We start from the raw sequence: 22,671 nt of genomic DNA, 5'->3' as shown, positions 1-22,671 counted from the left end.
GGGGTGGTTCGCTCCCCGCACTCTCCTTTTCGGCCCGTGGTCAGCTGAGCCGGTCTGACGGGGGTGGTTCGCTCCCCGCACCCTTCTTTTTTCGGCTTGTGGTCAGCTGAGCCGGTTGAGGGTGATGACGGGGATGACGCGGGTGGTCTTGGTCTCGTAGTCGGCGAAGCCGGGCGCCTTCTCCACCATGCGGGCGTAGAGCCGGTCGCGCTCCTGGCGGTCCACGACGGAGGCCTCGGCCTGGAACTCCTCGGTGCCGATCTCGACCTTCACCTCGGGGTTGGCGCGCAGGTTGTGGAACCACGCCGGGTTGTCGTCGGCCCCGGCCTTGGAGGCGATCACGACGAGCCGTCCGCCGTCCTCCAGGTACATCACCGGGCTGGTCACCTGCCTGCCCGACCTGGCACCCGTGGTGGTCAGCAGGAGCAGGTCGGCGCCCTCGAAGTAGCCGCCCACCTTTCCGCCGTTCGCCCGGAACTCCTCGATGACCTGCTGGTTGAAGTCGCTCATGGTTCCTCCTGTCAAGCGGAGAGCTCTCCGTATTGTGTCAACCGCGGAGCCTAACCGGAGATTCCTCCGGTTGCAACGCGCGTATGCTCGAAGCCGTGTGCGGACGTCGCCAGCTGCCGGTGGTGGGGCAGCCCCAGCCGGAGCGCGCCGACGCGGCGCGCAACCGGCAGAAGATCATCGATGTCGCGGCCCGCATGATCGAGAGCCGGGGCGCCGACCAGCTCTCCCTGGACGAGGTCGCCAAAGAGGCCTGCGTCGGCGTCGGCACGGTCTACCGGCGCTTCGGCGACCGGGCCGGGCTGGTGTGGGCGCTCATCGACGAGCGGGAGCGCCGCTTCCAGGAGGCGTTCATGAGCGGCCCGCCGCCGCTGGGGCCGGGAGCGGCGCCGGCCGAGCGGGTCGGAGCCTTCCTCGCCGGTCTCGTGGACCGCGTCGTGTCGCAGCTCGATCTGTTTCTGCTGGTGGAGCTGGGCTCACCCAAGTCCAGGTTCGGCGGGCCCTACCGAGTCCACCATACCCACCTGGCCACGCTGCTGGCCGAGGCCAGGCCCGACGCCGACCCGCACTTCCTGGCCGACGCCCTGCTGGCCCCGCTCAACGCCCACCTGATCTCCTACCAGCGCGACGAGCGCGGCCTGACGGTCGAGGAGATCAAGGCGGGGGTCGCCTCCATCGCCGCAGCGGTCACGGCTCGGCCCGCACCGTGAGGCGGTCGTCGGGCAGTCGCACGGTGAGCTCGTCGCCCGGCGCGACCTCCCCGGCCCGGCGCACCACCTCGCCCGTCGGGCGCTGCACGATCGCGTAGCCGCGCTCCAGCGTGGCCGCCGGCGACAGCGCCACCAGACGGGCACGCACGTGGCCGAGGTCGTCTCCTGCCCGGTCCAGCGAGCCCGACAGCGCGCGCCTGGCGCGCTCGCGCAGCGCGTCGGCCTGCTCGGCGTGCCGCTCCAGCTCGCGCACCGGATCCGCGAGCGAGGGACGCGAGCGCACGGCCGCCAGCCAGGACATCTCCCGGTCGAGCCAGCCGCTCACCACCCTGCGGCCGCGGTCGCGCAGCTGGCGCACCAGCGAGAGCTGCTCGCCCACGTCGGGGACGACCTTCTTGGCGGCGTCGGTGGGGGTGGAGGCGCGTACGTCGGCCACCAGGTCGAGCAGCGGGCTGTCCTGCTCGTGGCCGATCGCGCTGACGACCGGGGTGCGGCACGCGGCCACCGCGCGCACCAGCGTCTCGTCGGAGAACGGCAGCAGGTCCTCCAGCGACCCGCCGCCCCTGGCGATGACGATCACGTCGACGCCGGAGTCGGCGTCGAGCCGGCCCAGCGCCTCGGTCACCTCGCCCACCGCGTACGGGCCCTGGACCGCGACCTCCTCCACCTTGAACCGCACGGCGGGCCAGCGGCGCCGCGCGTTCTCCAGCACGTCGCGCTCGGCCGCGGAGTCGCGGCCGCAGATCAGCCCGACCGTGCCGGGCAGGAAGGGCAGCCGCCGCTTGCGCTCCGCGCCGAACAGCCCTTCGGCCGCCAGCAACTGGCGCAGCCGCTCCAGACGGGCCAGCAGCTCGCCCACGCCGACCGGGCGGATCTCCAGCGCGGTGAAGGCGAACGAGCCGCGGTTGACCCAGAAGTCCGGCTTGACGTGGACCACGACCCTGGCGCCGTCGGCGGGCCTGGGCATCGCGGCCTCGTACACCCCTCGCGGGGCCGTGACCCGGGCGGACACGTTGGCCACCGGGTCGCGCAGCGTCAGGAAGACCGTGCCGCCGCGCGCGCTCAGATCGGTGATCTGACCCTCGACCCAGACCGTGCCCAGCTTGCCGATCCAGCCGCCCACCATCTGCAGGACCGTGCGGACCGGCAACGGCGCCTCGGGCGTGGTCTTGGACGTCATTCGCCCGCGCGCAGCTTGGCCAGGCGGTTCTCGTACATGCGGATCACCTCGGGCCGACCCGAGGTGGCCTGCTCGTACGCGAGGTACTCGGCGATCTGCTCGCCGGTCTTGCCGCGCATGCGGGCGCGCAGCGAGGCCACCGACAGCGAGGCGAAGCCGGGCAGCGGCTCGGTCAGCTCGCCCGCGCCCAGGACCGGCTCGTGCTCGGCGACGGCGGCGGGGACGGTCTCGGCGGCCTCGGCCAGCTTCGCGGTCTCCGGCGCCTTGGCGGGCGCGGCCTTGGCCTTCTTGGCCTTCGGCTTCTCCTCGGCCTGCTCGGGCTCCGGCTCGGTGACGGTCACCGGCTGGGCGACGGCCGGCTCATGGGCGAGCGTCGGCTCGGAAGCGGGCTCCGGCGCGGCGGCGGGCTTGGCCTCCGGCTTGGGCCGCGCCTCGGTCTTCGCCTCGGTCTTGGCTTCGGGCTTGGTCTCGGTCTTGAGCTTGGCCTCGGGCTCGGGCTTCGGCTTGGTCTCCGGCTCGGGCTTGGTCTCGGCCTCCGGCTTGGTGTCCGTCTTGGCGGCCGGGCTGAAGATGACAGGGTCCGGCTTGGTCTTGGCAGTGCCGTTGGGCTCGGCCGCCTCCGGCCTGGGGGCGAAGATGACCGGCTCCTTGCGGGCCGGCTTCGCCTCCTCCTCGGCGGCGGCCGGCTTCTCGGCCGTCGCGGGACGGGATTCGAGGTCGTCCTTCTTCTCCTCGTCCTTGCCGCCCCTGAGCGAGTTCTTCACCCGGTCGACCAGCATGAGCGTCTGACCGGCGGCGCTGAGCGTGGTCTGGACGACGAAGAGCGGCAGCTCGCGGGCCTTCTCCTTGAGCCTGTCCTTGTCGGTTACGGTCTTGGCGATGTTGCGTATCACGTCGCTGAGGGACATGTACGTCTCCCTGGGAGGTCAGTGTGGAACGGCCAGTCTGGCAAAACGCGGGCACACGCGCACGCGCGGGCCGGTCGGCCGCTCCACGTAGCATATGGACTATGGAGCTCCACACCCCTACTTCCCGCCGCGTGCTCGTGGCCAGGCCGCGCGGTTACTGCGCCGGAGTCGATCGTGCCGTCGTGGCGGTCGAGAAGGCGCTGGAGCAGTACGGCGCGCCCATCTACGTGCGTAAGCAGATCGTCCACAACACCCACGTGGTCAAGACGCTCGAAGCCAAGGGCGCGATCTTCGTCGAGGAGACCGAGGAAGTGCCCGAGGGGGAGATCGTGGTGTTCTCCGCCCACGGCGTCTCTCCCGCCGTGCACGCCGAGGCCGAGCAGCGCGCGTTGCGCACCATCGACGCCACCTGCCCGCTGGTCACGAAGGTCCACAACGAAGCCAAGAGATTCGCCGGTCAGGACTATGACATCCTGCTCATCGGTCACGAAGGGCACGAGGAGGTCGAGGGCACCAGCGGCGAGGCGCCCGACCACATCAAGCTCGTCGACGGCCTCGACGCGGTCGACCAGGTCGAGGTGCGCGACCCCGGCAAGCTGGTGTGGCTGTCGCAGACCACGCTGTCGGTCGACGAGACCAACGAGACCGTCGCCCGGCTCAAGCAGCGCTTCCCGGCCCTGATCGACCCGCCCAGCGACGACATCTGCTACGCCACCCAGAACCGGCAGGTCGCGGTCAAGGAGATCGCCGCGGAGTCCGAGCTGGTGATCGTGGTCGGCTCCGACAACTCCTCCAACTCCAAGCGCCTGGTCGAGGTGGCCAAGGAACACGGCGCCGCGGCCGCCTACCTCGTCGACAACGCCACGTTCATCCATGACGAGTGGCTCGACGGCGTCACCACGGTCGGCGTCACCAGTGGGGCGTCGGTGCCCGAGGAGCTGGTGGAGGAGGTGCTGGCGCGGCTGGCGGGCCACGGCTTCGACGACGTGACCGAGGTCGAGTCGGTGCAGGAGAAGGTGCGCTTCGCGCTGCCCCACGAGCTGCGCAAGGATCTGCGCGTCTCCTAGTCCTCGCCCCTGGGCGTGCCGTAGACCCGGGGCTCGAAGTAACCTTCGGGCTCCGGCACGTACGGCTGCGGCTGGCGCGGGCGCGGCACCTCCGCGCCCGCCCGGAGCTCGTCGCGGAGCTCCCGCACGTTGTCGCGCAGCCCGCGCGCCCACGCCACGCCGAGCACGATCGCCGAGCCGGCGAACAGCCAGGGCGCGCCGCGCGACAGCGAGCCGTAGAGGCCGAGCGCGAGCGACTGCAGGATGCCCACGGAGACGAGCGCCCGTCCCAGCTCGACGAAGAGGGTCGCGACGAAGAACACCAGCGGCGGCGTCACCACCAGCGACAGCAGCTCGCGCGGGTTGACCAGCACCACGCCGAGCACGCACGCGGCCACGAACGCCAGGCCGACCAGCAGCTGCATGTCGAGCAGGGCGGCCAGCACGTAACCGCCGAGCGTGGAGACGAGCGTGAGCGCGATGGCGCCGCGGGCGGTCAGCCTGACGGCGGAACGCTTGCCTGTGCCGGTCACCGGCCCCACCCCCCTTATTGCGACCCGTTGGCCAACTTACCGTTCGTGTGTGTGATGAGAGACGTGGTTTCGAGCAGTTCGGGGGATGCCAGGGGTCGCGGCACGCCCTCGACCATCTCGGGGGAGTCGAGCTCGCCGTCGACGACGCCCAGATCGTGCAGTTTGCGTGCCGTGACCAGGACCCGGCTCTCCAGCGACCCGACGGTCTTGTTGTACATCTCCACGGTACGGGCCAGCGACCTGCCGAGCGACTCCACGTTCCGGCCCATCGAGGACAGTCTTTCGTACAGCTCCTTGCCCAGCTCGAACACCGCGCGCGCGTTCTCGCTCAGCGCGGCCTGCTGCCAGGCGTAGTGAGCGGTGCGGAGCATCGTGATCAGCGTGGTCGGGGTGGCGATGTGCACCCGGCGGGCCATCGCGTAATCCAGCAGGGCGGGGTCGCGCTCCAGCGCGGGCGCCAGGAACGCCTCGCCGGGGATGAACAGCACCACGAACTCCGGCGTGGGAGCGAACGCCTGCCAGTAGGACTTGGCGGCCAGCCGGTCGACGTGCTCGCGCACGTGCCGGGCGTGCGCGTCGAGCCGGACCGTGGCCAGCGACTCGTCGCCCGCCTCCGCGGCCTCCAGGTAGGCGGCCAGCGACACCTTGGCGTCTACCACGATGTTCTTGCCGCCTGCCAGCCGGACCACCATGTCGGGACGTACCGGGCCCTCGGCGACCTGCTCGTCGAAGTCGCAGTGGCGCTGCATGCCGGCGATCTCGGCGACCCGGCGCAGCTGCATCTCGCCCCATCGGCCGCGCGCCTCCGGTCGCTGCAGCGCCCGCACCAGCGCCATGGTCTGGGAGCGGAGCTGCTCGTGGCTGTGGCGGACGAACTCCATCTCCTTGGCCAGCTCCGCCCGGGCCGCGCGCTGGCCGGACTCGGTGTCGCGCAACTGCGTCTCGACCCGCGCCAGCGCGTCGCGCAGCGGCTCGACCAGGTGCTCGACGGCCTGCCTGCGCTGCTCCAGATCGCCGGCCGCCTCCGCCCTGGTGGCGGCGAGACGGGTCTCGGCCAGCTCCAGGAAACGCACGTTGTTGACGTCGAGCGCACGGGTGGACAGGGCCTGGAAGCGCTCGGCGAGCTGCTCCTCGACGTAGACGAGCTTCTCGCCGGCGGACTTGGCGCGCGCGTCGGCCTCGGCCACCCGCACCGCCGCCCTCGTCCTGGCCACGAGGAACCCGACGGCGGCGCCGATGAGCAGGCCGAGGAGAAGCGAGACGACATCCATCTGATCGATGATTGCAGCCCGTCCCGTCCGCATCGGCCCCCGACACGCCTGGCCGCCTTCGGGGAGCAAGTAAACTCGCTGGGCGTGAGCCTCTCCATCGGCATCGTCGGCCTGCCCAACGTCGGTAAGTCCACGCTGTTCAACGCGCTGACCAAGACCGGCAACGCCCTCGCCGCCAACTACCCGTTCGCCACCATCGAGCCCAACGTGGGCATCGTGGGCGTGCCGGACGAGCGCCTGCCCAAGCTGGCCGAGATCTTCGGCTCCGCCCGCATCCTGCCCGCCAAGGTGGAGTTCGTCGACATCGCGGGCCTGGTCAAGGGCGCGTCGGAGGGGCAGGGGAGGGGCAACCAGTTCCTCGCCAACATCCGCGACACCGACGCCATCTGCCAGGTGATCCGGGTCTTCGACGACCCCGACGTCACCCACGTCGACGGCGACATCTCCCCCAAGCGCGACATCGAGACGATCAACACCGAGTTGATCATGGCCGACCTGCAGACGGTCGAGAAGGCCATCCCGCGCCTGGAGAAGGAGTCTCGCCACAACAAGGACAAGAAGCCCGCGCTGGAGGCGGCCCAGGCCGCGCTCGCCGTCCTGGAGACCGGCAAGACCATCTTCGAGAGCGGGCTCGGCGGCCCCGACCTGCGCGAGCTCCACCTGCTGACGGCCAAGCCGTTCCTCTACGTGTTCAACGTCGACTCCGACGAGCTGGTCGACGACGCGCTGAAGGCCCAGATGTCGGCCCTGGTCGCGCCCGCCGAGGCGGTGTTCCTCGACGCCAAGCTGGAGTCCGAGCTGGCCGAGCTCGACGAGGAGGAGGCCATGGAGCTGCTGGAGTCCGTCGGCCAGCACGAGTCCGGGCTGAGCAAGCTCGCCCGGGTCGGCTTCGAGACCCTCGGCCTGCAGACCTACCTGACGGCCGGGCCCAAGGAGTCGCGCGCCTGGACCATCCCCAAGGGCGCCACCGCGCCGGAGGCGGCCGGGGTCATCCACACCGACTTCCAGCGCGGCTTCATCAAGGCCGAGGTGGTCTCGTTCGACGACCTCGTGGAGGTCGGCTCGATCGCGGCCGCCCGCGCGGCCGGCAAGGCCCGCGTCGAAGGCAAGGACTACGTCATGCAGGACGGCGACGTGGTGGAGTTCCGCTTCAACGTGTAGCCGGTCTCCGAAAACGGGTTGTACGGGTCGATAGCGTCATTTCATGCCTGATCCGCACTACGCCGAGCCTCGGCTCGCCCGGATCTACGACGCGCTCGACGCCGACCGGAGCGATCTCGTCGCGTACGCCGCGATGGTGACGGAGTTCGGCGCGCGGCGGGTGCTCGACGTGGGCTGCGGCACCGGCGTGTTCGCCTGCCTGCTAGCGGAGCGCGGCGTCGAGGTGGTCGGCGTGGACCCCGCCGAGGCGTCGCTGGCGGTCGCCCGCGCCAAGCCGGGCGCCGGCCGGGTGCGCTGGATCCTCGGCGACGCCACCGTGCTGCTGCCGCCGCTGCCGCCGATCCGGGCCGACCTCGCCACCATGACGGGCAACGTGGCCCAGGTCTTCCTCACCGACGACGACTGGCTCGCCACCCTGCGCGGCGTGCGCGCGGCGCTGCGGCCGGGCGGCGTGCTCGCCTTCGAGACCCGCGACCCCGCCCGCCGCGCCTGGGAGGAGTGGAACCCGGCGCGCACGCACACCGTCACCGAGATCCCGGAGGTGGGCCGGGTCGAGTCGTGGTGCGACGTCCTGGACGTGTCTGGTCCGCTGGTGACCTTCCGCCAGACGTACGTGTTCGCGGCCGACGGCGCGGTGCTCACCTCGGACTCGACGCTGCGCTTCCGGGAGAGGGGGGAGGTCGGGCGCTCGCTGCGGGAGGCCGGCTTCCGCGTCGAGGACGTCAGGGACGCTCCGGATCGGCCGGGTCGCGAGTTCGTGTTCGTGGCCCGTGCCGCTGATGTGTGATCTGTCACAATTACCCGGAAGCTAAACATCTGATTGCGGGATCTCTTCCGCGTCAACCACTTGGGCCTCCCGCGCGTCGAACGGTCACGGCGGCCACGCTGACTCGGGAGGGCCCATGCTCCGTCGCATCATCAGGAACCGGCGTCCGGCGCCCAGACTCACCGGCATCAGCCTGGAGGAGGAGCTCGCGCTCCTGCGGGTCGAGCTGATGTACGGCCTGCGCGTCGACCGCGACGACTACCTCCGCATGAAGGCGGGCGAGCGCGAAGAAGTGGTGGCCCGGCTGCGCGGCCGCGACGCCGCCACGAGCGTGCTGGCGGAGCTGCGCGGCTCGCTGGAGCGCGCCGTCCACCCGGCAGGGCTCCGCGACCACCGCCCCGGCGAACCGGCCTGACGCCCCCGCGGCCGGGCAGTCCGGGGGTGGGAGCCCCGGCGTCCCGCGTCGCCTCACAGCCGGATCTCCGCCGGCCGTGCCCCGATGGCAGACCGAGCGGGTATCGGAGTCCGAGGAAATCGCAGGTCAAAGCCATTGCTCCGCCATGAGGACAGGTATTCGTGGCGGTCGGGTTATGCGTTCTTAGGTCTCTGGCCTGGTCGAATGCCCTTTCGGCAGGGAACACACACAAATCGGCGCGCCGGGTGCGTCCTATGCGGACTCGGTTTGCCCCTGGACGGCGATGCTTGCAGCATGGGCGTGGCTTTCCTGGAACAATGGCGGAGACCGGATAAGGTGACTGCTTCACCGCGGATGATGGGGATCGGCAACGGACGACACCGCGCCAGCCGGGGCGATTGGCGCGAGCGGAGGCGTGATGGCTCGTAGGTCAACCGTCCAGCACGGTCCTCGGACCACTGGCGGGCCCGAGCTTTCAGCACACCCCGACACCGGATATGACGCGCCACCGCCGCGCAGGCCGCGGCGCGGCGGTTGGTCGGGTGGCGGCGGGCGGTGGCTCGTCTGGACGGGCCGCATAGTCCTGTGGGCGCTTATCGTAGTAATCGTGGTAAATGGGATCCGTGCCCCATTCGAGCGGTTTACCGGGCAAAACGCCGCCGCTCCGAATGAGTCTGCGCAAGTGGGCAGCGGTTTTCCCGACGACCAGGCCATGGCGTTCGCCGCCCAGTTCGCCGGCGTCTACCTGAATTTCAGCCCGGAAGACGCCGTGAGCAGGTCCAGCAAGCTGGCCGCCTTCGTCGCCGAGGGCATGGACCAGCAACTCGGCTGGGACGGCAACGGCAAGCTGGGCGCCGTCGCCATCCAGCCGTACGACATCGAGGTCGCCGACGACGCCAACGCCGTCGTCACGGTGGCCTTCCAGTCCGGCCCGCGCAGGCTCCACCTGTCGGTGCCGGTCTACTACTCGGGTGGCGACGACGGCCGGCGGTTCGTCGTCTCGGGCTGGCCCGCGATCCTGCCCGCGCCCGCCCCCGCCCAGCTGCCCCAGGTGGCCGGGCCGGAGACCGACGACGCGGCGACCGCCGAGCTCAAGCCGCAGCTGGAGGGCTTCTTCCGCAACTACGCCTCTGGCAACACCGCCGAACTTCAGCGTTACGTCACCGCAGGCACGAGCCTGCCGAGCTTCGCCGGCGCCTTCAGCTTCGCCGAGCTCAAAAGCGTCGTGGTGCCTGTGGGGGGTGCCACAAGAGAGATCGAGGCGGTCGTGGTCTGGGTCGTGCCCGGCAGCGCGCCCGCGTCCACCGACCCCGACGTCACCGCCGAACCCGGCGTGACGGACGGCCGCCTCCAGCAGGCATACCGCCTCACAGTCGAGAAACAGGGCGACAAATGGTACGTCGACGACATCCGTGGCGCCGGTCGTGTCGTCGGATAACAGCGTCCTGCTGATCGGCACCCCCCGGGAGGACAAGAAGTGATCGTGAAAACCCTATTGCTCAACCTGATCGAGATGACGCCGACACCCGCACCCACCGGCGTCAACACAGAAGGGCTCGCCGAGTTCCTGCGCGCGTTCTTCGCCCCGCTCTTCCTCGTCGTCGTGTCCGTGGTCGCGCTGTTCTTCCTCTTTACGCGCGAGATCACGCGGTTCGTGCAGTTCCTCATCCTGGCCGTGGCCATCGGAGTGATCTTCTACGTACCCAACATCATCGAGGTGACGGCCAAGGCGATCGCGGGTGCCCTCGGCATCCAGTAAGGGTTGAGACCACTCTCCTGTGGTCATGAACGAGCGGGTGGAGAGGAGGACCGCGTGGACCTGCCCACGTACACGAACATCTGGCGTATCGAGAAGCGGCTCTACAAGCTGTACGACCTACGGCTGCCCATGCCGCTCCCGATCGTCTGGATCGGCGTGTTCGTCGGCGTCTTCGTCCCGTGGTCGCTCCTGCTCTGGGTCATCGGCGTGCCGGTGGCGATGCCCTGGCACGTGCTCTTCCTGGTGCCGCCGGGCATCGTGACATGGCTGTCCACCCGGCCGGTCATCGAGGGCAAGCGGCTCACCGAGCTGCTGGAGTCCCAGCTGCGCTACCTGGGCGAGCCGAAGGCGTGGTACCGCCTGGCCTCCCTGTCGGAGCCCGACACCGTCACCTTCTCGGCCCGCGTCTGGCGTGCCTACCCCGTACGGGTCAAGGCCGCTCGCAAGTCCCGCAAGCCCGCGCGCAAGCGCGCGTCGGCGACGGGTCCGCGGCAGGTCCGGCCCGCGGTGGCCGCCGCCGCTGCCGCCGCGGCCCAGGCCCCCGTGGCGGCCGCCCAGCTCACGGTCACGGTCGCGGAGTCGGCCCGGCTCCCCGCCACCGCGGTGGAGCCCGCCCGCACGGGCTGGGGCTCCCGGACCCGGCCCGGCGCTCCGCCCGCCCTCCCGTCCCAGGAGCCCGCGGCTCCGCCCGCCGACGATTCCGCTCCCGTACGTGAGCGGGCCCACTCGGGTGAACCTGCCGCTTCCCGCATGCCGGTACGGGAGCTTCGCCTGGTTCGCGACACCGAGACGCCGGAGCGCGAGGCCGGAGAAGTGGAGCGTCAGCCGGTTTCCGGGGGCGGGACCGTACCGGCGGTTCCGCCTTCCGACGTGCCGCCCGCGGCTTCGCAAGAGGAGGACTCTCGCGCGGACACCGGCGGACGCAGGTCGCGTCAGGAGACCGGGGCCAAGCCGATCGACACCGAAGCGCTGCGGCGGCTCCGCAAGCTGGCCGCCAGCGCCGACGGGCCCCCGGCCGGCGCCGCGCGCCCCGCGCCCGAGCAGGGGCGGGAGGACGAGGCGGCCAGGAGCCAGCACCGCAAGGGGCAGCCGCCGAAGCTCAACCCCGCCCTGCTCGCCGAAGCACAGCGGAGCTGGGCGCCGCTGACCCCCGACTCCCGGCCGGTCACCTTGTCCCGGCCTCTGCGCGGCTCCGACCAGGCGTTCCCCACCAGACGAGACGAGACCCCGAGGACAGCCGACACCTCCTCCGACCGAGTTCGTCCTCGTGAAGACAGCGCCCCCTCCGGGGCCCATGAAGGCACCGGCACGCCGGGAGCATCCTCCCCGCCGGTCGTACGGGAGTCCCCGCCCGAGGCGGCTGCCTCGCCGGACGTGCGGGACGGCACGCCGGGTCCGGAGTCCCCGTCCGGGGAGGCCTCGTCGGTCGGGCGCGGTGGTGTTGCGGGTGCGGAGGGCCTGCCCGCGCGAGCTGGTGCGCCGGGTGCGGAGGCACTCTCCGGGGAGCATGGCAGGACGGATGCTGAGGGCTCCCCCGAGATCGGGGAGGGCGAGGGTGCGGAGAGCGCTCCCGGGCCTGCCGAGCACGAGGAGGACGGCGCGACGGCGCGGTCCGAGCGTGGGCACGAAGAGACCGGGGCCGTCGAAGAGCAGGACTTGTCCGTAAACCAGGAGGGTGCGGGCGAGGTACGCCTCGTGGTGGACACGTCGGTGCGGCGCCGCGGGCTTCGGGCGGTGTCCACCGACCCCCAACCTGCCGATCGCCCAGAGGCTCAGGCCGCCGGCGAGCATCCCGTCCCTGACCCGGAGACGCGGTCCGAAGCAGGGCAGGACACGGACACCGCTCGCGGGCAAGAGACGCACGCCGACGACTCGCACGACGCGCAGCGCGGGACGCGCGCTGGGAGCGGGCAGGAAGCAGCTCCAGGGACGCGGGCTGGCGACCAAGGGGATGCACCCGTGGGGACGGGCGCTGGCGACTCGCGTGACGCGGAGCGCGGGACGCGCGGTGGGGATAGGCGGGAGGCACATCTCGGGACGCGGGCTGGCGATGGATGGGACGCACGCGCGGGGGCGGGTATGCCCGACTCGCGTGACGCGGAGCGTGGGACACGCGGTGGGGATGGGCGGGAGGCACGCCTCGGGACGCGGGCTGGCGACCAACGGGATGCACCCGTGGGGACGGGTGTTGGCGACTCGGGGGACGCGGAGCGCGGGACGCGCGCTGGGAGCGGGCAGGAGGCAGCTCCCGGGACGCGGGCTGGCGATCGGCGGGATGCACGCGCGGGGACGGGTGTTGGCGACTCGGGGGACGCGGAGCGCGGGACGCGCGGCGGGGATGGGCAGGCGGCGCATCTCGGGACGCGGGCTGGTGACCGGCGGGATGCACGCCCGGGGGCGGGTGCGCCCGATTCGCGGGACGCGGAGCGTGGGACGCGTGGTGGGGACGCCCGGGAGGGACGCCTCGGGACGCGGGCCGGCGATCGGCGGGATGCACGCGCGGGGGCGGGTGCCGAAGACTTGCGGGACGCGCCCTCCGGGGAGCGTGACGGTGACTTGCGGGATGTGGAGCGCGGGGTCCGGGCTGAGGACGGGCGGGATGTGCGTGGGACGCGCGAGGGAGACTCGCGCGACGCGGAGCGTGGGTCGCGGGCTGGCGACCGGCGGGATGCGCAGCTTGGGACCGGGGATGAGCGGGACGCGTCTTCTGGGAAGCGCGCTGATGAAGCTGAAGGTGGGCGGGAGCTGCGCGATGGTGGGGTGCGGGACGTTCGGGGTGATGGGGGTAGGCAGGATGTCGAGGGTGCTGATGGGGTGATCGTGCCGGGGCCTCGGGCGGGGGAGGCCAGGGTGCGGCGGGTCGAGTCCGTCGTGGGGCGGGACTCCGGCGGGTGGCGGCGGGTCGCGCGGGTCGTGGTCGGCGGGAACGGGGTGCGCGGCGACGGGTCCGAGATCGACGAGGCGCGGGCCAGGAGCGTGTTCAGCGGCAGCCGCCGGATCGTGGTGCTCGGCTGCACGGGCGGCGCGGGTCAGAGCACCACGGCGCTGATGCTGGGTCACACGCTGGCCCACTACCGCGACGACCGCGTGGTGGCCGTCGACGCCAGCAGCGGCGCGAGCACGCTGAGCAGCAGGATCGAGCCGGAGACGCCCGAGACGCTGACGTCGCTGCTGGCCGGGCTGCCCCAGGTCGGCGGCTACCTGAGGATGCGCGGCTACACCACCCGCACCTCCTCGGGCCTGGAGGTGGTGGGCGCCGACGGCGACGCGGAGGCCGAGCAGCGGTTGGCCGACCGCAGTCTCTTCTCGGACGACCGGCTGGGCGACGCCCTGGCCCTGCTCGACCGGCACTACAAGCTGACCGTGATCGACCCGGCCGCCGCGCTGGCCGCACGCGTGCTCCCGTACGCGGACCAGCTCGTGCTCGTGGTGCCCGCCAGCGAGGAGGCGCCCGAGGCGGTCGGGATGACGTACGAGTGGCTCGACGGCCATGGCTGCGCCGACCTGAGGCGGCGCGCGGTCATGGTGGTCAACGGGGTGAGCAGGCGTTCGATGCCGGACGTCGAGCAGGCGGAGGCGGTGGCCAGCGGCAGGTGCCGGGCCATCGTCAGGGTGCCCTGGGAGGACGACCTGGCCCCCGGCGGGGTGGAGGTCGTGGATCCCGGGCGGTTGCGCACGGCCGGCAGGAGGGCGTACCTGGCGCTCGCGGGGGTCGTGGTCGCAGGCTTCGCGGCACAGAGGATCCGACCTAGCGAAGAGGAGTTGGCGAGTGACCCCCCGGGCACGAGAATCGGTGAGCGTTAAGTGAACATCCGAGCAGGTCTGGCCCGTTCATGCGCTGAGGGGGCGGCATGAGCAGGGCGTCCCGTGCGCAGCAGCGCCTGGCCGTCCGCTTCTTCGACGACCGCATCCTGCTCACGGACACGTGCGCGTGGGCGTACTTCCGCCTTCCGACGGTCAGCTACGAGTTCGTCACGCCGGAGGAGCGCGAGGCGCTGGCCACCAACATCACGATCGCGCTGGCCGCGATCAGGATGCCCGACGCCGAGGTGCACCTGCGGGTGGCGCATCGGGCCTACCCGGCGGCCGAGTGGGCGATGGCGCTCAACGGCACCTCCGACGAGGGGCCTGGGTGGCGCGACTACCTGGAGGAGATGTACCGCCACGTCTGGGCCAAGGACTTCTGGACCAAGGAGGTCTATCTCGGGGTCCGGCTAGGGGCGCGGGGCAAGCAACTCGGCGCGGGCGCGCTGGCCCAGCTTCTCGGGTTCTACCAGCGTACGGAGAAGGTGCTGGGCCTGGATGACGACCACGTGCCGGACGGCGAGATCACGCGCTGGACCGAACAGGCCGAACGGCTCGGGCGGGCACTCGCCTCCAGCGCCCTCTACGCCAGGCACGCCACCTCCACGGAGGTGGCGTGGTTGTTCCAGCACGCGGCGGCGGGCGGGCTCGCCGACGGGCCGCCGTCGGCCAGCCCGAAGCGGCGCTGGGGCAAGGGCGAGATCGAGGCGCTGGTCGAGGGGGAGATCCACAACGGCCGGTCGCTGCTGCGCGTCGTGCAGCCGCAGGGCGACTCGTACGTGGCCCACCTGTCGTTCGCGCGGTTCCCCGACCTGATGCCGTTCCCCGACGGCGAGCCGTGGATGCACTTCGCCGACCAGTTGCCGTTCCCGGTGGAGATCTCGTCCAGGATGCGGCTGATCCCGCCGGTGAAGGCGTCCCGCGACGTGGCGCGCAAGCTGGCGCACGCCCGCGACATGGACATCCACATCCGCGAGGCGGGCGCGGAGGCGCCGCTGGCGCTGGCGGAGCAGATCGACGCGGCCCGGATGCTGGAGCACGGCATCACCAAGGAGCGGCTGCCGTTCGTGTACGGGTGGCACCGGCTGATCGTTTCGGCCCCGACCGAGGACATCTGCGTGCAGCGGGTGGAGGCGGTCGTCGAGCACTACCGCGACATGGGCATCGACGTGGTGAACTCGACGGGCGACCAGTTCTCCCTGTTCTGCGAGTCGCTGCCGGGCGAGCGGGTCAAGATCAACGCCTATGCCCAGCGGCAGCCGCTGCGGACGATCGCGGGCGGCATGGCCACGGCGACCGTCGATCTCGGTGACCGGCTCGAACACGACGGCGAGGGCTGGCTGGGCCCCTACATCGGCGAGACCGTCGGCCGGGCCCGCAGCATCGTCCACTTCGACCCGCTGCTGGCCGCGAGCCGCAACCGGCCCACGGCGATCGCGATCACCGGCGAGCCGGGCGGCGGCAAGACCACGCTCGCGCTGCTGATGATCTACCAGATGGCGCTGCGCGGCGTCACGGTGGCGGTGATCGACCCGAAGGGCGACGCCGAGTCGCTGGTGCGGCTGCTCGACAAGCGGGGCCGCAAGGCGCGGATCATCCCGCTCGGGGCGGCCGCGCCCGGCCTGCTCGACCCGTTCTCGTTCGGCGACGACATCGCGGCCAAGAAGACGATGGCCACCGAGACGCTCCGGCTGCTGCTGCCGCGCATGTCGGAGGAGCGCGAGTCGGCCATGATCCAGGCGGTGGCGGCGGTGTCCAACCAACCGGACCCGTCGCTCGGCAAGGTTGTCGACCACCTGGAGCGGGCCGAGGACGCCGCGTCGAAGAACCTCGGCGCGGTGCTGCGCTCGATGTCCGAGATGCACCTGGCCAGGCTCTGCTTCGACCCGTCAGGCGGCGACCAGATCGACAGCGAGGGCTGGACCACCGTGTTCACGCTCGGCGGGCTGACCCTGCCGGACGTGGCCACGACCAGGGACGACTACTCCTACGAGCAGCGGCTCTCGGTGGCGCTGCTCTACCTGGTGTCCCAGTTCGCCCGGCGGCTGATGAACGGGCTCGACCGGCGCGCGCCCAAGGCCATCTTCCTGGACGAGGCGTGGGCCATCACCTCCACGCCCGAGGGCGCGAAGCTGGTGCCCGAGGTCAGCCGGATGGGCCGCTCCCGCAACACCGCGCTGGTGCTCGTCAGCCAGAACGCGGGCGACCTGCTCAACGAGCAGGTGACGAACTGCCTGTCGTCCGTGTTCGCCTTCCGGTCGACCGAACGGGTGGAGGTCGACCACGTGATGTCACTGCTCGGGGTGGAGCCCCTGGAGGAGCACAAGGCCGTGCTCCGCTCGCTGGGCAACGGGGAGTGCGTGTTCCGCGATCTGGACGGCAGGGCGGGCCGCATCGGGGTGGACCTCATCTCGGAGGAACTTCTCCGTTGGCTCGACACGAACCCGACGCACGACAAACCCGACGGCGACGGGCATGATGATCTTCAGGGGGGCATCGGCAGGGCGCAGGAGGTGCGGTCATGAAGATCCGGCTACCCAGGCGGTGGGCGCTCGCCGTGGTGACGGTGCTGCTCGGCTTCGTCGTGGTGCCCGTCGTGATCGGCGCCACGTCGCCGGCCGCGGCCGCGCCCTGCGACCTGTCGGGCGAGCTCGCGCCCGAGGTGATCGGCAGCGGCGTCGACGGCATGATCCAGCCACCGGTCCCCGAGGGCGGCGCGGCGCAGCCCGTCACCAACTACGGCCAGTTCGGCATGTCCGGGCAGTTCTGGCACACGCACGAGCTGGGCTGCTCCGACATCGCCGCCGTGCTCGGCAACTCCTGGGCCAACACGATCTTCCTGTGGGCCAAGGCCATCGACCGGCTGACCATCACGACGTACCAGGCCGCGGCCACCGAGGGACCGCTCCAGGCGATCAAGGACGTGGTCGACGACATCGTCACGAACCTGTCGCAGGCCATGTACTGGCCGTATCTCCAGCCGGTCGTCATCCTCGGCGCGATCTGGCTCGCCTGGTACGGGCTGATCCGCAAGCGGGCCACCACCACCGCCGAGGGCGTGATCTGGATGGTGCTCGCGGTCACGGTCGCGACCTGGTTCCTCAGCCGGCCGCAGGACTTCACCGGGCTGGGCAAGGTCGTCACGGACAAGACCGGCGAAGTGGTCAACTCCGCCTTCTCCGGCCTGCCCGGCGCGGGCGGTGCGTCCTGCCTCCCGCCGCCCGGCGAGACCAACCCCCAGGTGCGGGCCGGCGGCTTCGGGCAGAACGGCACGCCCGGCGTCGACCAGAACGCCGACGCGCTCTGGTCCACGCTGGTGTGCAAGCCGTGGCTGATGGGCATGTTCGGCACCGCCGACCCCAACCAGCCGATCGTGCGCGACTTCGGCCGGGTCATGCTGGAGACCCAGTCCATCCCGGCCGCGACGGCCGAGAATCCTGCTCCCGACGTGGGCGCCCACCAGGCGAAGTACGCCGAGGTCGCCGACAAGCTGAGAAACGACTCGCGCTACTTCATCTTCTCCGGCCGTGACTGGACGAGCCGGCTCGGCGTGGCCATCGGGGCGCTGATCGCCGCCATGGTGGCCGGGGTGCTCATCTTCCTGGTGGCGGTGTCGCTGCTGGTGCTGAAGGTGGGCTTCCTGCTGTTGCTGATACTCGGGCCGGTGTTCCTGCTCATCGGCGTGCATCCGGGCAGCGGGCGGATCATCGCCATGCGCTGGGTGGAGATGCTCGTCGGCACGCTGCTCCGGCAGGCCGTGCTGGCGCTCGTGCTCGGGGTGCTCGTGTACGGGTACGCGCTGATCATCTCGACGGCGATGCCGTGGGGGCTGCAGATCCTGTTCATGGCGTTGCTGACGATCGCGGTGTTCTTCTACCGCAGACCGTTCCAGCACCTGTTCGCCTCGATCAACGGGCACACGCTCGCCACCCGGATGCTCGGCGACGCGGCCAGCTCGCGGACCTTGGAGCGCTCGGCGAACGTGCTGCCGCCGGTGGCGTCGGCGCGGATCGGGCGCTGGGGAGTGCGCAAGGCCGAGCCGCTCATCACGGCCGCGGCGTCCGGAGGGGTGGCCGGCGCGGCCGCCGCCGGGGTCGCCCAGGGGCGGGCCAGGGGCGAGGAGGGCGAGGGCGCCTCGGGCGTGCGCGTGCCCGCGCCGCTGGACAAGGAGCAGCAGGGCGCCAAGGGCGTCGGCAGGGGCGTGCCCGAGGCGCGCAAGGGCGACGCGCCGCCGCTCAACCTGAACGGGGCGAACGGGCGGGGCGGCGCTGCCGGGCGCGGTCCCGTGCGGTCGGGCGCCGGTGCGGGCGGAGCCCGGGCGGCCGGTGGTCCCCGGGGCTCGGGCGGCTCCGGCTCGGGCGGCCCCCGGGTTTCCGGCGGGTCCGGAGGCGGTGGCGCCGGTGGGTCCGCCGGCTCGGGTGCGTCCGGCGGGGGCGGTTGGTTCGGCGGTGCCGGTGGTGGCTGGGCGCCGCGCGGCGGGGCCTCGTCGAGCGGTTCGCGCTCGCGCTTCGGCGGGTCGGGTGGCTCTGGCGGGTCCGGTGGCTCACGGTCCGGGGGTTCCGGATCGGGCCGGTCGCGGTCCGGCGGCGGGTCGTTGTTCGGCGGATCAGGCGGATCAGGCGGATCGGGCGGTTCCGGGTCGGGTCGGTCGCGGTTCGGCGGGTCCGGTGGCGGTTCCGGTTCTGGTGGGTCGTTGTTCGGCGGCGGGTCGCGGTCCGGCGGGTCGCGGTCCGGGCGCTCCCGGTGGAGCGACAACGGCTCCTCCGGCGGCGTCTTCGGCCGCAATCCCGACGGCCGCGTCTTCGGGGGCGGCTCGGGAGGCGGGTTCTTCGACCGCTCCGACTCCGACCGGCGCGGCTCCGAGCCGCCGCCGCTGTGGGGCAGCAGCTCGCGCAGGAGCGAGCCCGAGGTGCCCTTCTGGCTCAACCCCACCAACCCCGACAAGGACTAGACCGTGGCGCAGCCGGGTGACAGGCGAGGGCTGGTCTTCGCCGCCATCGTGGTGGTGGTCGCCGCCGTCGGCCTCTACCTGACCATGTGGCCGGACTCCCGCGAGCCCGCCGCCGAGGAGCGGGCCGCGCCCCGTATCACCACCTCGCCCGTCATCCCGGCCACGCCGCTGGCGACCGCCAGCGGCGCGCCGTTCGACGTCTACGCCTACCTGCCCATGTCGAAGGAGCAACTGGCCGCCGCCGCCGATCTGGCCGAGCGGTTCACGGCCGAGTACGCGACGTTCCGCCATGACGAGGATCCGGCCGCGTACGCGGCCCGGGTGCGCCGCTACACCACGGCCGACCTGGGCAACGTGCTCGCCCGTACCCTCACCTCGCCCGGCACCGTGGAGCAGAACCGCGCCGACCAGGTGGTCTCCACGGCCACGGCGAAACTCCGGGAAATCAGGCAGATCGAGAAGGCGTCCATCGTGTTCGTGGTCTCCGGAACGCAGCAGATCACCGCGAAGAGCGGCACCCGGCAACTGTCAGGGGACTACGCGGTCACGGTCAGCCAGCTCGGCTCCGACTGGCGCGTGTTCGACCTCCAGCCGGCCAGCGAGGGCCAGGAGGGGGACACCCAGGGGTGAACCGGACCCGGGCCGTCGTCGCGGCCGTCGTCGCCGGGGTGCTCGTGCTGCTCCTGGCCATCATCTCGCCGATGCTGATGACCTCGATCCCCTCGATCATCGGCTCCGGCGGCGAACTGCCCGACTGCACCGACGACGGCGCCGGCGTGCAGGAGGCGTCCGACTCGGCCGCGGCCGACATCCCGTCCGAATACCTGAAGCTGTACAAGGAGCACGGGGAGAAGTTAGGGGTCCAGTGGACGATCCTGGCCGCCGTGGGCAAGCGTGAGACCGATCATGGCCGGTCCACCCTGCCGGGGGTGAAGAGCGGCACCAACTACGCCGGGGCGGCCGGGCCGATGCAGTTCCTGATCAGCACGTGGGGCGGCAAGGCCAGGATCCCGGTGTCGTCGCGGTTCAACGGTTACGCCTCCGACGGCGACGGTGACGGCGTCGGCGACGTCTACAACCCGGCCGACGCGATCCTCGGGGCGGCCAAGATGCTCAAGCGCAACGGCGCCCCGGAGAACGTGCGGCGGGCGCTGTTCGTCTACAACCGCGCCTGGTGGTACGTCGACCAGGTCGAGGAGATCGCCCGCAAGTACGCCGAGTCCGGGGAGGTCGAGGTGCCGCCGGAGGCTGACGACGCGTGTGACGAGCCGCTGGTCGAGGCCGCGCCCAGCGACGTGGTGGCCAAGATTCTCGGCTTCGCGCTGGACCAGCGCGGCAAGCCGTACCTCTGGGGCGGCACCGGGCCGGACGCGTTCGACTGCTCGGGCATCATCTACGCCGCGTACCGGCACGCGGGGCTGTCGATCCCGCGCACCACGTTCGGGCAGTGGCCGTTCGGGGTGAAGATCCAGCAGGGCGACGAGCAGCCGGGCGACCTGGTGTTCTTCGACTCGGGGCCGGGCACGGGACCGGATCGGCCGGGGCACGTCGGGCTGGTCGTGTCGAAGGGCAAGATGGTGGAGGCGCGCTGCCGCCTGTGCGGGCCGATCAAGGTGACCAGTTACGAGGGCCGCGACAAGATCGTGGGCTTCACCCGGCCGCTGCAGAACCCCGACGTGCAGGGCCAGCTCGCCAAGCTGGGGGATCCCGCGCTATGACGGTGATCGTGGTGGCCGCGGTGATCGTCGGGCCGGGCGGTCGGGTGCTGGCCGCGCAGCGGGCCGAGCCGCCGGCGCTGATGGGCGGGTGGGAGTTCCCCGGCGGGAAGGTGGATCCCGGGGAGGGCGAGATCGAGGCCCTCGTACGGGAGTGCCGCGAGGAGCTCGGCGTGGAGATCGAGGTGGGCGAGCGGGTGGGCGGCGACTGGCCGCTGTCCACCGGCGGCTACGTGATGCGCGCCTGGCTGGCCCGCGTCGCCTCGGGCACGCCGCAGGCCCGTGAGCATCTGGCGTTGCGGTGGCTGGAACCCGGGGAGTACTACGACGTGGCCTGGCTGGCAGCGGACCTGCCTCTGATGGAGGCGGTGGAGAAACTCCTCGCACAGGATTGAGACGTCGCTCTCAGTGACATAACGATTACTAAGCGTTATTTCGTCGCGTCTGGGGGAGGCGTCACGATGAACCGTGGCTGGATGGTGGCCGGGGTCCTGGCCCTGGTGGCGGCCCCGGTCGTGCCCGCGGCAGCGGCGGGCGTGGCCATGGTGCTGGAACGGGTGGATGATCCCGCCGGCATGGTCAGGTGGATCAGGACAGGCGACGTGCTCCGGTACGAGGTGCGGCTGAGCGGCATGGCCGAGGACGCCAGCCTGGCGGTGGCGGCGACGCCCGTGCACTCGCTCACCGGGCTGTCCTGTGCTCGTCATGTCCCTCCATCCGACACGCCCGACCCCGGGGGCGCGGAGATCACCGCCCGGGCGCTGGCCGCCCGCGCGCTGACCGCGCCCGTCGGGGTGGCGGTGCCCGGGGCGCAGGCGTGCCACTTGGGGGACGTCTCGTCGGAGAAGGCCGTACAGGTGGTGCTGTCCGTGCCGTCGGGCGCCGAGGAGGTGGAGGTGGCGGCGGTGGCCCGGCTGCGTGAGGGGGACGGCGGCCTGACGACCATCCTGCGCACCGCCACCACTTCCGTCGCCGATGAATCCTCCACCATGAACGGCCCCGCGGCCCCCGTCCCGGACCCGTGGGATGAGTCGCGGGACCCGCGCGCCGTCGAAGAGCGGGAGTTCGGCCACTGGGAGGCGGGCGAGCGCGCGCGGCGCGAGACGTGGCAGGAGTGGCCCGGCGACCGGCGGCGGATGCGCGCCGCCGAGCCGGCGCGCCGGCCCGAGTACGGGGAGGACAGGGCGGCCTGGCGACCTGAGCGGGGGACTGGCTGGGAGAGGTCGGCGCGTGACCGCGAGGGTCACGTGGCCGAGCCTGGTCACGTGCGTGACCGCGAGGGTCACGTGGCCGAGCCTCGTCGCGTGCGTGACCGTGAAGGTTTCGGTCGCGCGGCCGAGTTCGGTGGAGCGCGTGACGCCGGGTCGGCGCGTGAGCCCAGGGGCGGGGAAGATGGCGCGGCCGGGCGAGGTGCGTGGGAGATCGGCTGGGAGGTGCCTGACGACGAGTCGGCGGGTGCTCCCGAGGGCTTGGGCCGCGCGGCGGAGCCGGATCGAGCGCATATGGCCGGGCCGGCGCGTCAGCCTGGGGCTCGGGAGGATCGCGCGGCCGGGCGAGGTGAGCAAGGGTCTGGCCGGGGGGCGCCTGGCGCGGAGTCGGCGCCTGAACTCGGGGACCTGGGCCGTCCGGTCGAGCCTGGTCGGGTGAACGACGCCGAGTCGGCGCGTCAGCCTGGGGACCAGCGGGGCGGTGCGAAGGCGGTGGAGTCGCGTGACCGGTCCGGACGGCCTGAGGCCGGTAAGGGCCGGGAGGAGCACGGGCGGGCCGGTAAGGGCTGGGGAGAGCGCGGGCGTGAGGCCGGTAAGGGCGCGGAGGAGCGCGGGCGTGAGATCGGTAAGGGCGCGGAGGAGCGCGGGCGTGAGGCCGGTAAGGGCGCGGAGGAGCGCGGGCGTGAGATCGGTAAGGGCGCGGAGGAGCGCGGGCGTGAGGCCGGTAAGGGCGCGGA

18 protein-coding genes and 2 pseudogenes are annotated in these 22,671 nt (G+C 72.0%); 15 read left to right on the top strand and 5 right to left on the bottom strand.

From position 1 onward, the window contains the following. Positions 1-102 precede the first annotated feature (102 nt). A complete protein-coding gene (locus ACIBF7_RS36535; protein WP_219544026.1) occupies positions 103-510 on the bottom strand; it encodes a nitroreductase family deazaflavin-dependent oxidoreductase in 408 nt (135 codons plus the stop codon). 95 nt (positions 511-605) lie between these two features. Here ACIBF7_RS36535 and ACIBF7_RS36530 point away from each other — a divergent pair, with 95 nt between their 5' ends. Beyond that, positions 606-1,217, top strand: coding sequence for a TetR/AcrR family transcriptional regulator (locus ACIBF7_RS36530; protein WP_219544025.1), 612 nt, complete (start codon positions 606-608; stop codon positions 1,215-1,217). On the opposite strand, the gene xseA is transcribed toward ACIBF7_RS36530, so the two are convergent. Both xseA and ACIBF7_RS36520 read right to left on the bottom strand, forming a co-directional pair. Beyond that, on the bottom strand, positions 1,195-2,397 hold the full coding sequence (gene xseA / locus ACIBF7_RS36525; RefSeq protein WP_397199183.1) for an exodeoxyribonuclease VII large subunit: 1,203 nt from the start codon (positions 2,395-2,397) through the stop codon (positions 1,195-1,197). The two genes, ACIBF7_RS36530 and xseA, sit on opposite strands and share 23 nt — an antisense overlap. Continuing rightward, on the bottom strand, positions 2,394-3,305 hold the full coding sequence (locus tag ACIBF7_RS36520) for a hypothetical protein (RefSeq protein WP_397199182.1): 912 nt from the start codon (positions 3,303-3,305) through the stop codon (positions 2,394-2,396). Before ACIBF7_RS36520 ends, xseA begins: the two co-directional genes overlap by 4 nt. Positions 3,306-3,406: 101 nt before the next feature. On the opposite strand from ACIBF7_RS36520, the gene ACIBF7_RS36515 reads away from it, so the two are divergent. After that, complete coding sequence (locus ACIBF7_RS36515; RefSeq protein WP_148029198.1) at positions 3,407-4,372, top strand: 4-hydroxy-3-methylbut-2-enyl diphosphate reductase; 966 nt, start codon at positions 3,407-3,409, stop codon at positions 4,370-4,372. On the opposite strand, the gene ACIBF7_RS36510 is transcribed toward ACIBF7_RS36515, so the two are convergent. Together ACIBF7_RS36510 and ACIBF7_RS36505 are read right to left on the bottom strand one after the other, a co-directional pair. Then, the gene (locus ACIBF7_RS36510) at positions 4,369-4,884 is read right to left on the bottom strand and encodes a DUF6542 domain-containing protein (RefSeq protein WP_148029199.1); all 516 of its coding nucleotides are present in this window, start codon (positions 4,882-4,884) and stop codon (positions 4,369-4,371) included. The genes ACIBF7_RS36515 and ACIBF7_RS36510 overlap by 4 nt on opposite strands. Before the next feature lie 14 nt (positions 4,885-4,898). Further along, positions 4,899-6,155 (bottom strand): DNA recombination protein RmuC, encoded by a 1,257-nt coding sequence (locus ACIBF7_RS36505; protein WP_148029200.1) that lies wholly within the window; start codon positions 6,153-6,155, stop codon positions 4,899-4,901. A gap of 84 nt (positions 6,156-6,239) precedes the next feature. On the opposite strand from ACIBF7_RS36505, the gene ychF reads away from it, so the two are divergent. From ychF to ACIBF7_RS36440, 13 genes and pseudogenes are all read left to right on the top strand, one after another. Continuing rightward, positions 6,240-7,316 carry a redox-regulated ATPase YchF gene (ychF, locus tag ACIBF7_RS36500; protein WP_187280942.1) on the top strand — a complete coding sequence of 359 codons (1,077 nt, stop codon included), beginning with the start codon at positions 6,240-6,242 and terminating at the stop codon, positions 7,314-7,316. A gap of 43 nt (positions 7,317-7,359) precedes the next feature. Then, positions 7,360-8,103 carry a class I SAM-dependent methyltransferase gene (locus ACIBF7_RS36495; protein WP_397199181.1) on the top strand — a complete coding sequence of 248 codons (744 nt, stop codon included), beginning with the start codon at positions 7,360-7,362 and terminating at the stop codon, positions 8,101-8,103. A 115-nt stretch (positions 8,104-8,218) separates the two neighbouring features. After that, entirely contained in the window at positions 8,219-8,497 is a 279-nt protein-coding gene (locus ACIBF7_RS36490; protein ID WP_148029202.1) for a hypothetical protein, read from the top strand. 682 nt (positions 8,498-9,179) lie between these two features. After that, complete coding sequence (locus ACIBF7_RS36485; protein ID WP_261808299.1) at positions 9,180-9,935, top strand: conjugal transfer protein; 756 nt, start codon at positions 9,180-9,182, stop codon at positions 9,933-9,935. 75 nt (positions 9,936-10,010) lie between these two features. Next, the gene (locus tag ACIBF7_RS36480; RefSeq protein WP_231619207.1) at positions 10,011-10,256 is read left to right on the top strand and encodes a hypothetical protein; all 246 of its coding nucleotides are present in this window, start codon (positions 10,011-10,013) and stop codon (positions 10,254-10,256) included. Positions 10,257-10,310: 54 nt separating this feature from the next. After that, positions 10,311-10,559, top strand: a pseudogene (locus ACIBF7_RS36475) (conjugal transfer protein); the annotation flags it as partial. 2,517 nt (positions 10,560-13,076) lie between these two features. Next, on the top strand, positions 13,077-14,060 hold the full coding sequence (locus tag ACIBF7_RS36470; protein ID WP_397199262.1) for a MinD/ParA family protein: 984 nt from the start codon (positions 13,077-13,079) through the stop codon (positions 14,058-14,060). Between the two features lie 47 nt (positions 14,061-14,107). Continuing rightward, positions 14,108-16,585 (top strand): ATP-binding protein, encoded by a 2,478-nt coding sequence (locus ACIBF7_RS36465; RefSeq protein ID WP_148029206.1) that lies wholly within the window; start codon positions 14,108-14,110, stop codon positions 16,583-16,585. After that, on the top strand, positions 16,582-19,011 hold the full coding sequence (locus tag ACIBF7_RS36460) for a type IV secretion system protein (RefSeq protein ID WP_397199180.1): 2,430 nt from the start codon (positions 16,582-16,584) through the stop codon (positions 19,009-19,011). The genes ACIBF7_RS36465 and ACIBF7_RS36460 overlap by 4 nt, the downstream gene beginning before the upstream one ends. Before the next feature lie 3 nt (positions 19,012-19,014). Continuing rightward, positions 19,015-19,641, top strand: coding sequence for a hypothetical protein (locus tag ACIBF7_RS36455; protein WP_148029208.1), 627 nt, complete (start codon positions 19,015-19,017; stop codon positions 19,639-19,641). Next, positions 19,638-20,729 (top strand): NlpC/P60 family protein, encoded by a 1,092-nt coding sequence (locus ACIBF7_RS36450; protein ID WP_261808300.1) that lies wholly within the window; start codon positions 19,638-19,640, stop codon positions 20,727-20,729. The genes ACIBF7_RS36455 and ACIBF7_RS36450 overlap by 4 nt, the downstream gene beginning before the upstream one ends. Further along, positions 20,726-21,121, top strand: a complete 396-nt coding sequence (locus tag ACIBF7_RS36445) for a (deoxy)nucleoside triphosphate pyrophosphohydrolase (protein ID WP_148029209.1) — start codon at positions 20,726-20,728, stop codon at positions 21,119-21,121. The genes ACIBF7_RS36450 and ACIBF7_RS36445 overlap by 4 nt, the downstream gene beginning before the upstream one ends. Positions 21,122-21,187: 66 nt before the next feature. After that, positions 21,188-22,671 (top strand): annotated as a pseudogene (locus ACIBF7_RS36440) (hypothetical protein); the annotation flags it as partial.

This window comes from Nonomuraea sp. NPDC050478 (assembly GCF_044458265.1).
In the GTDB taxonomy this organism is placed as follows: domain Bacteria; phylum Actinomycetota; class Actinomycetes; order Streptosporangiales; family Streptosporangiaceae; genus Nonomuraea; species Nonomuraea ferruginea.
The sequence above is the reverse complement of the archived record's forward strand: the minus strand, read 5'-3'. Positions and strand labels throughout refer to the sequence as shown.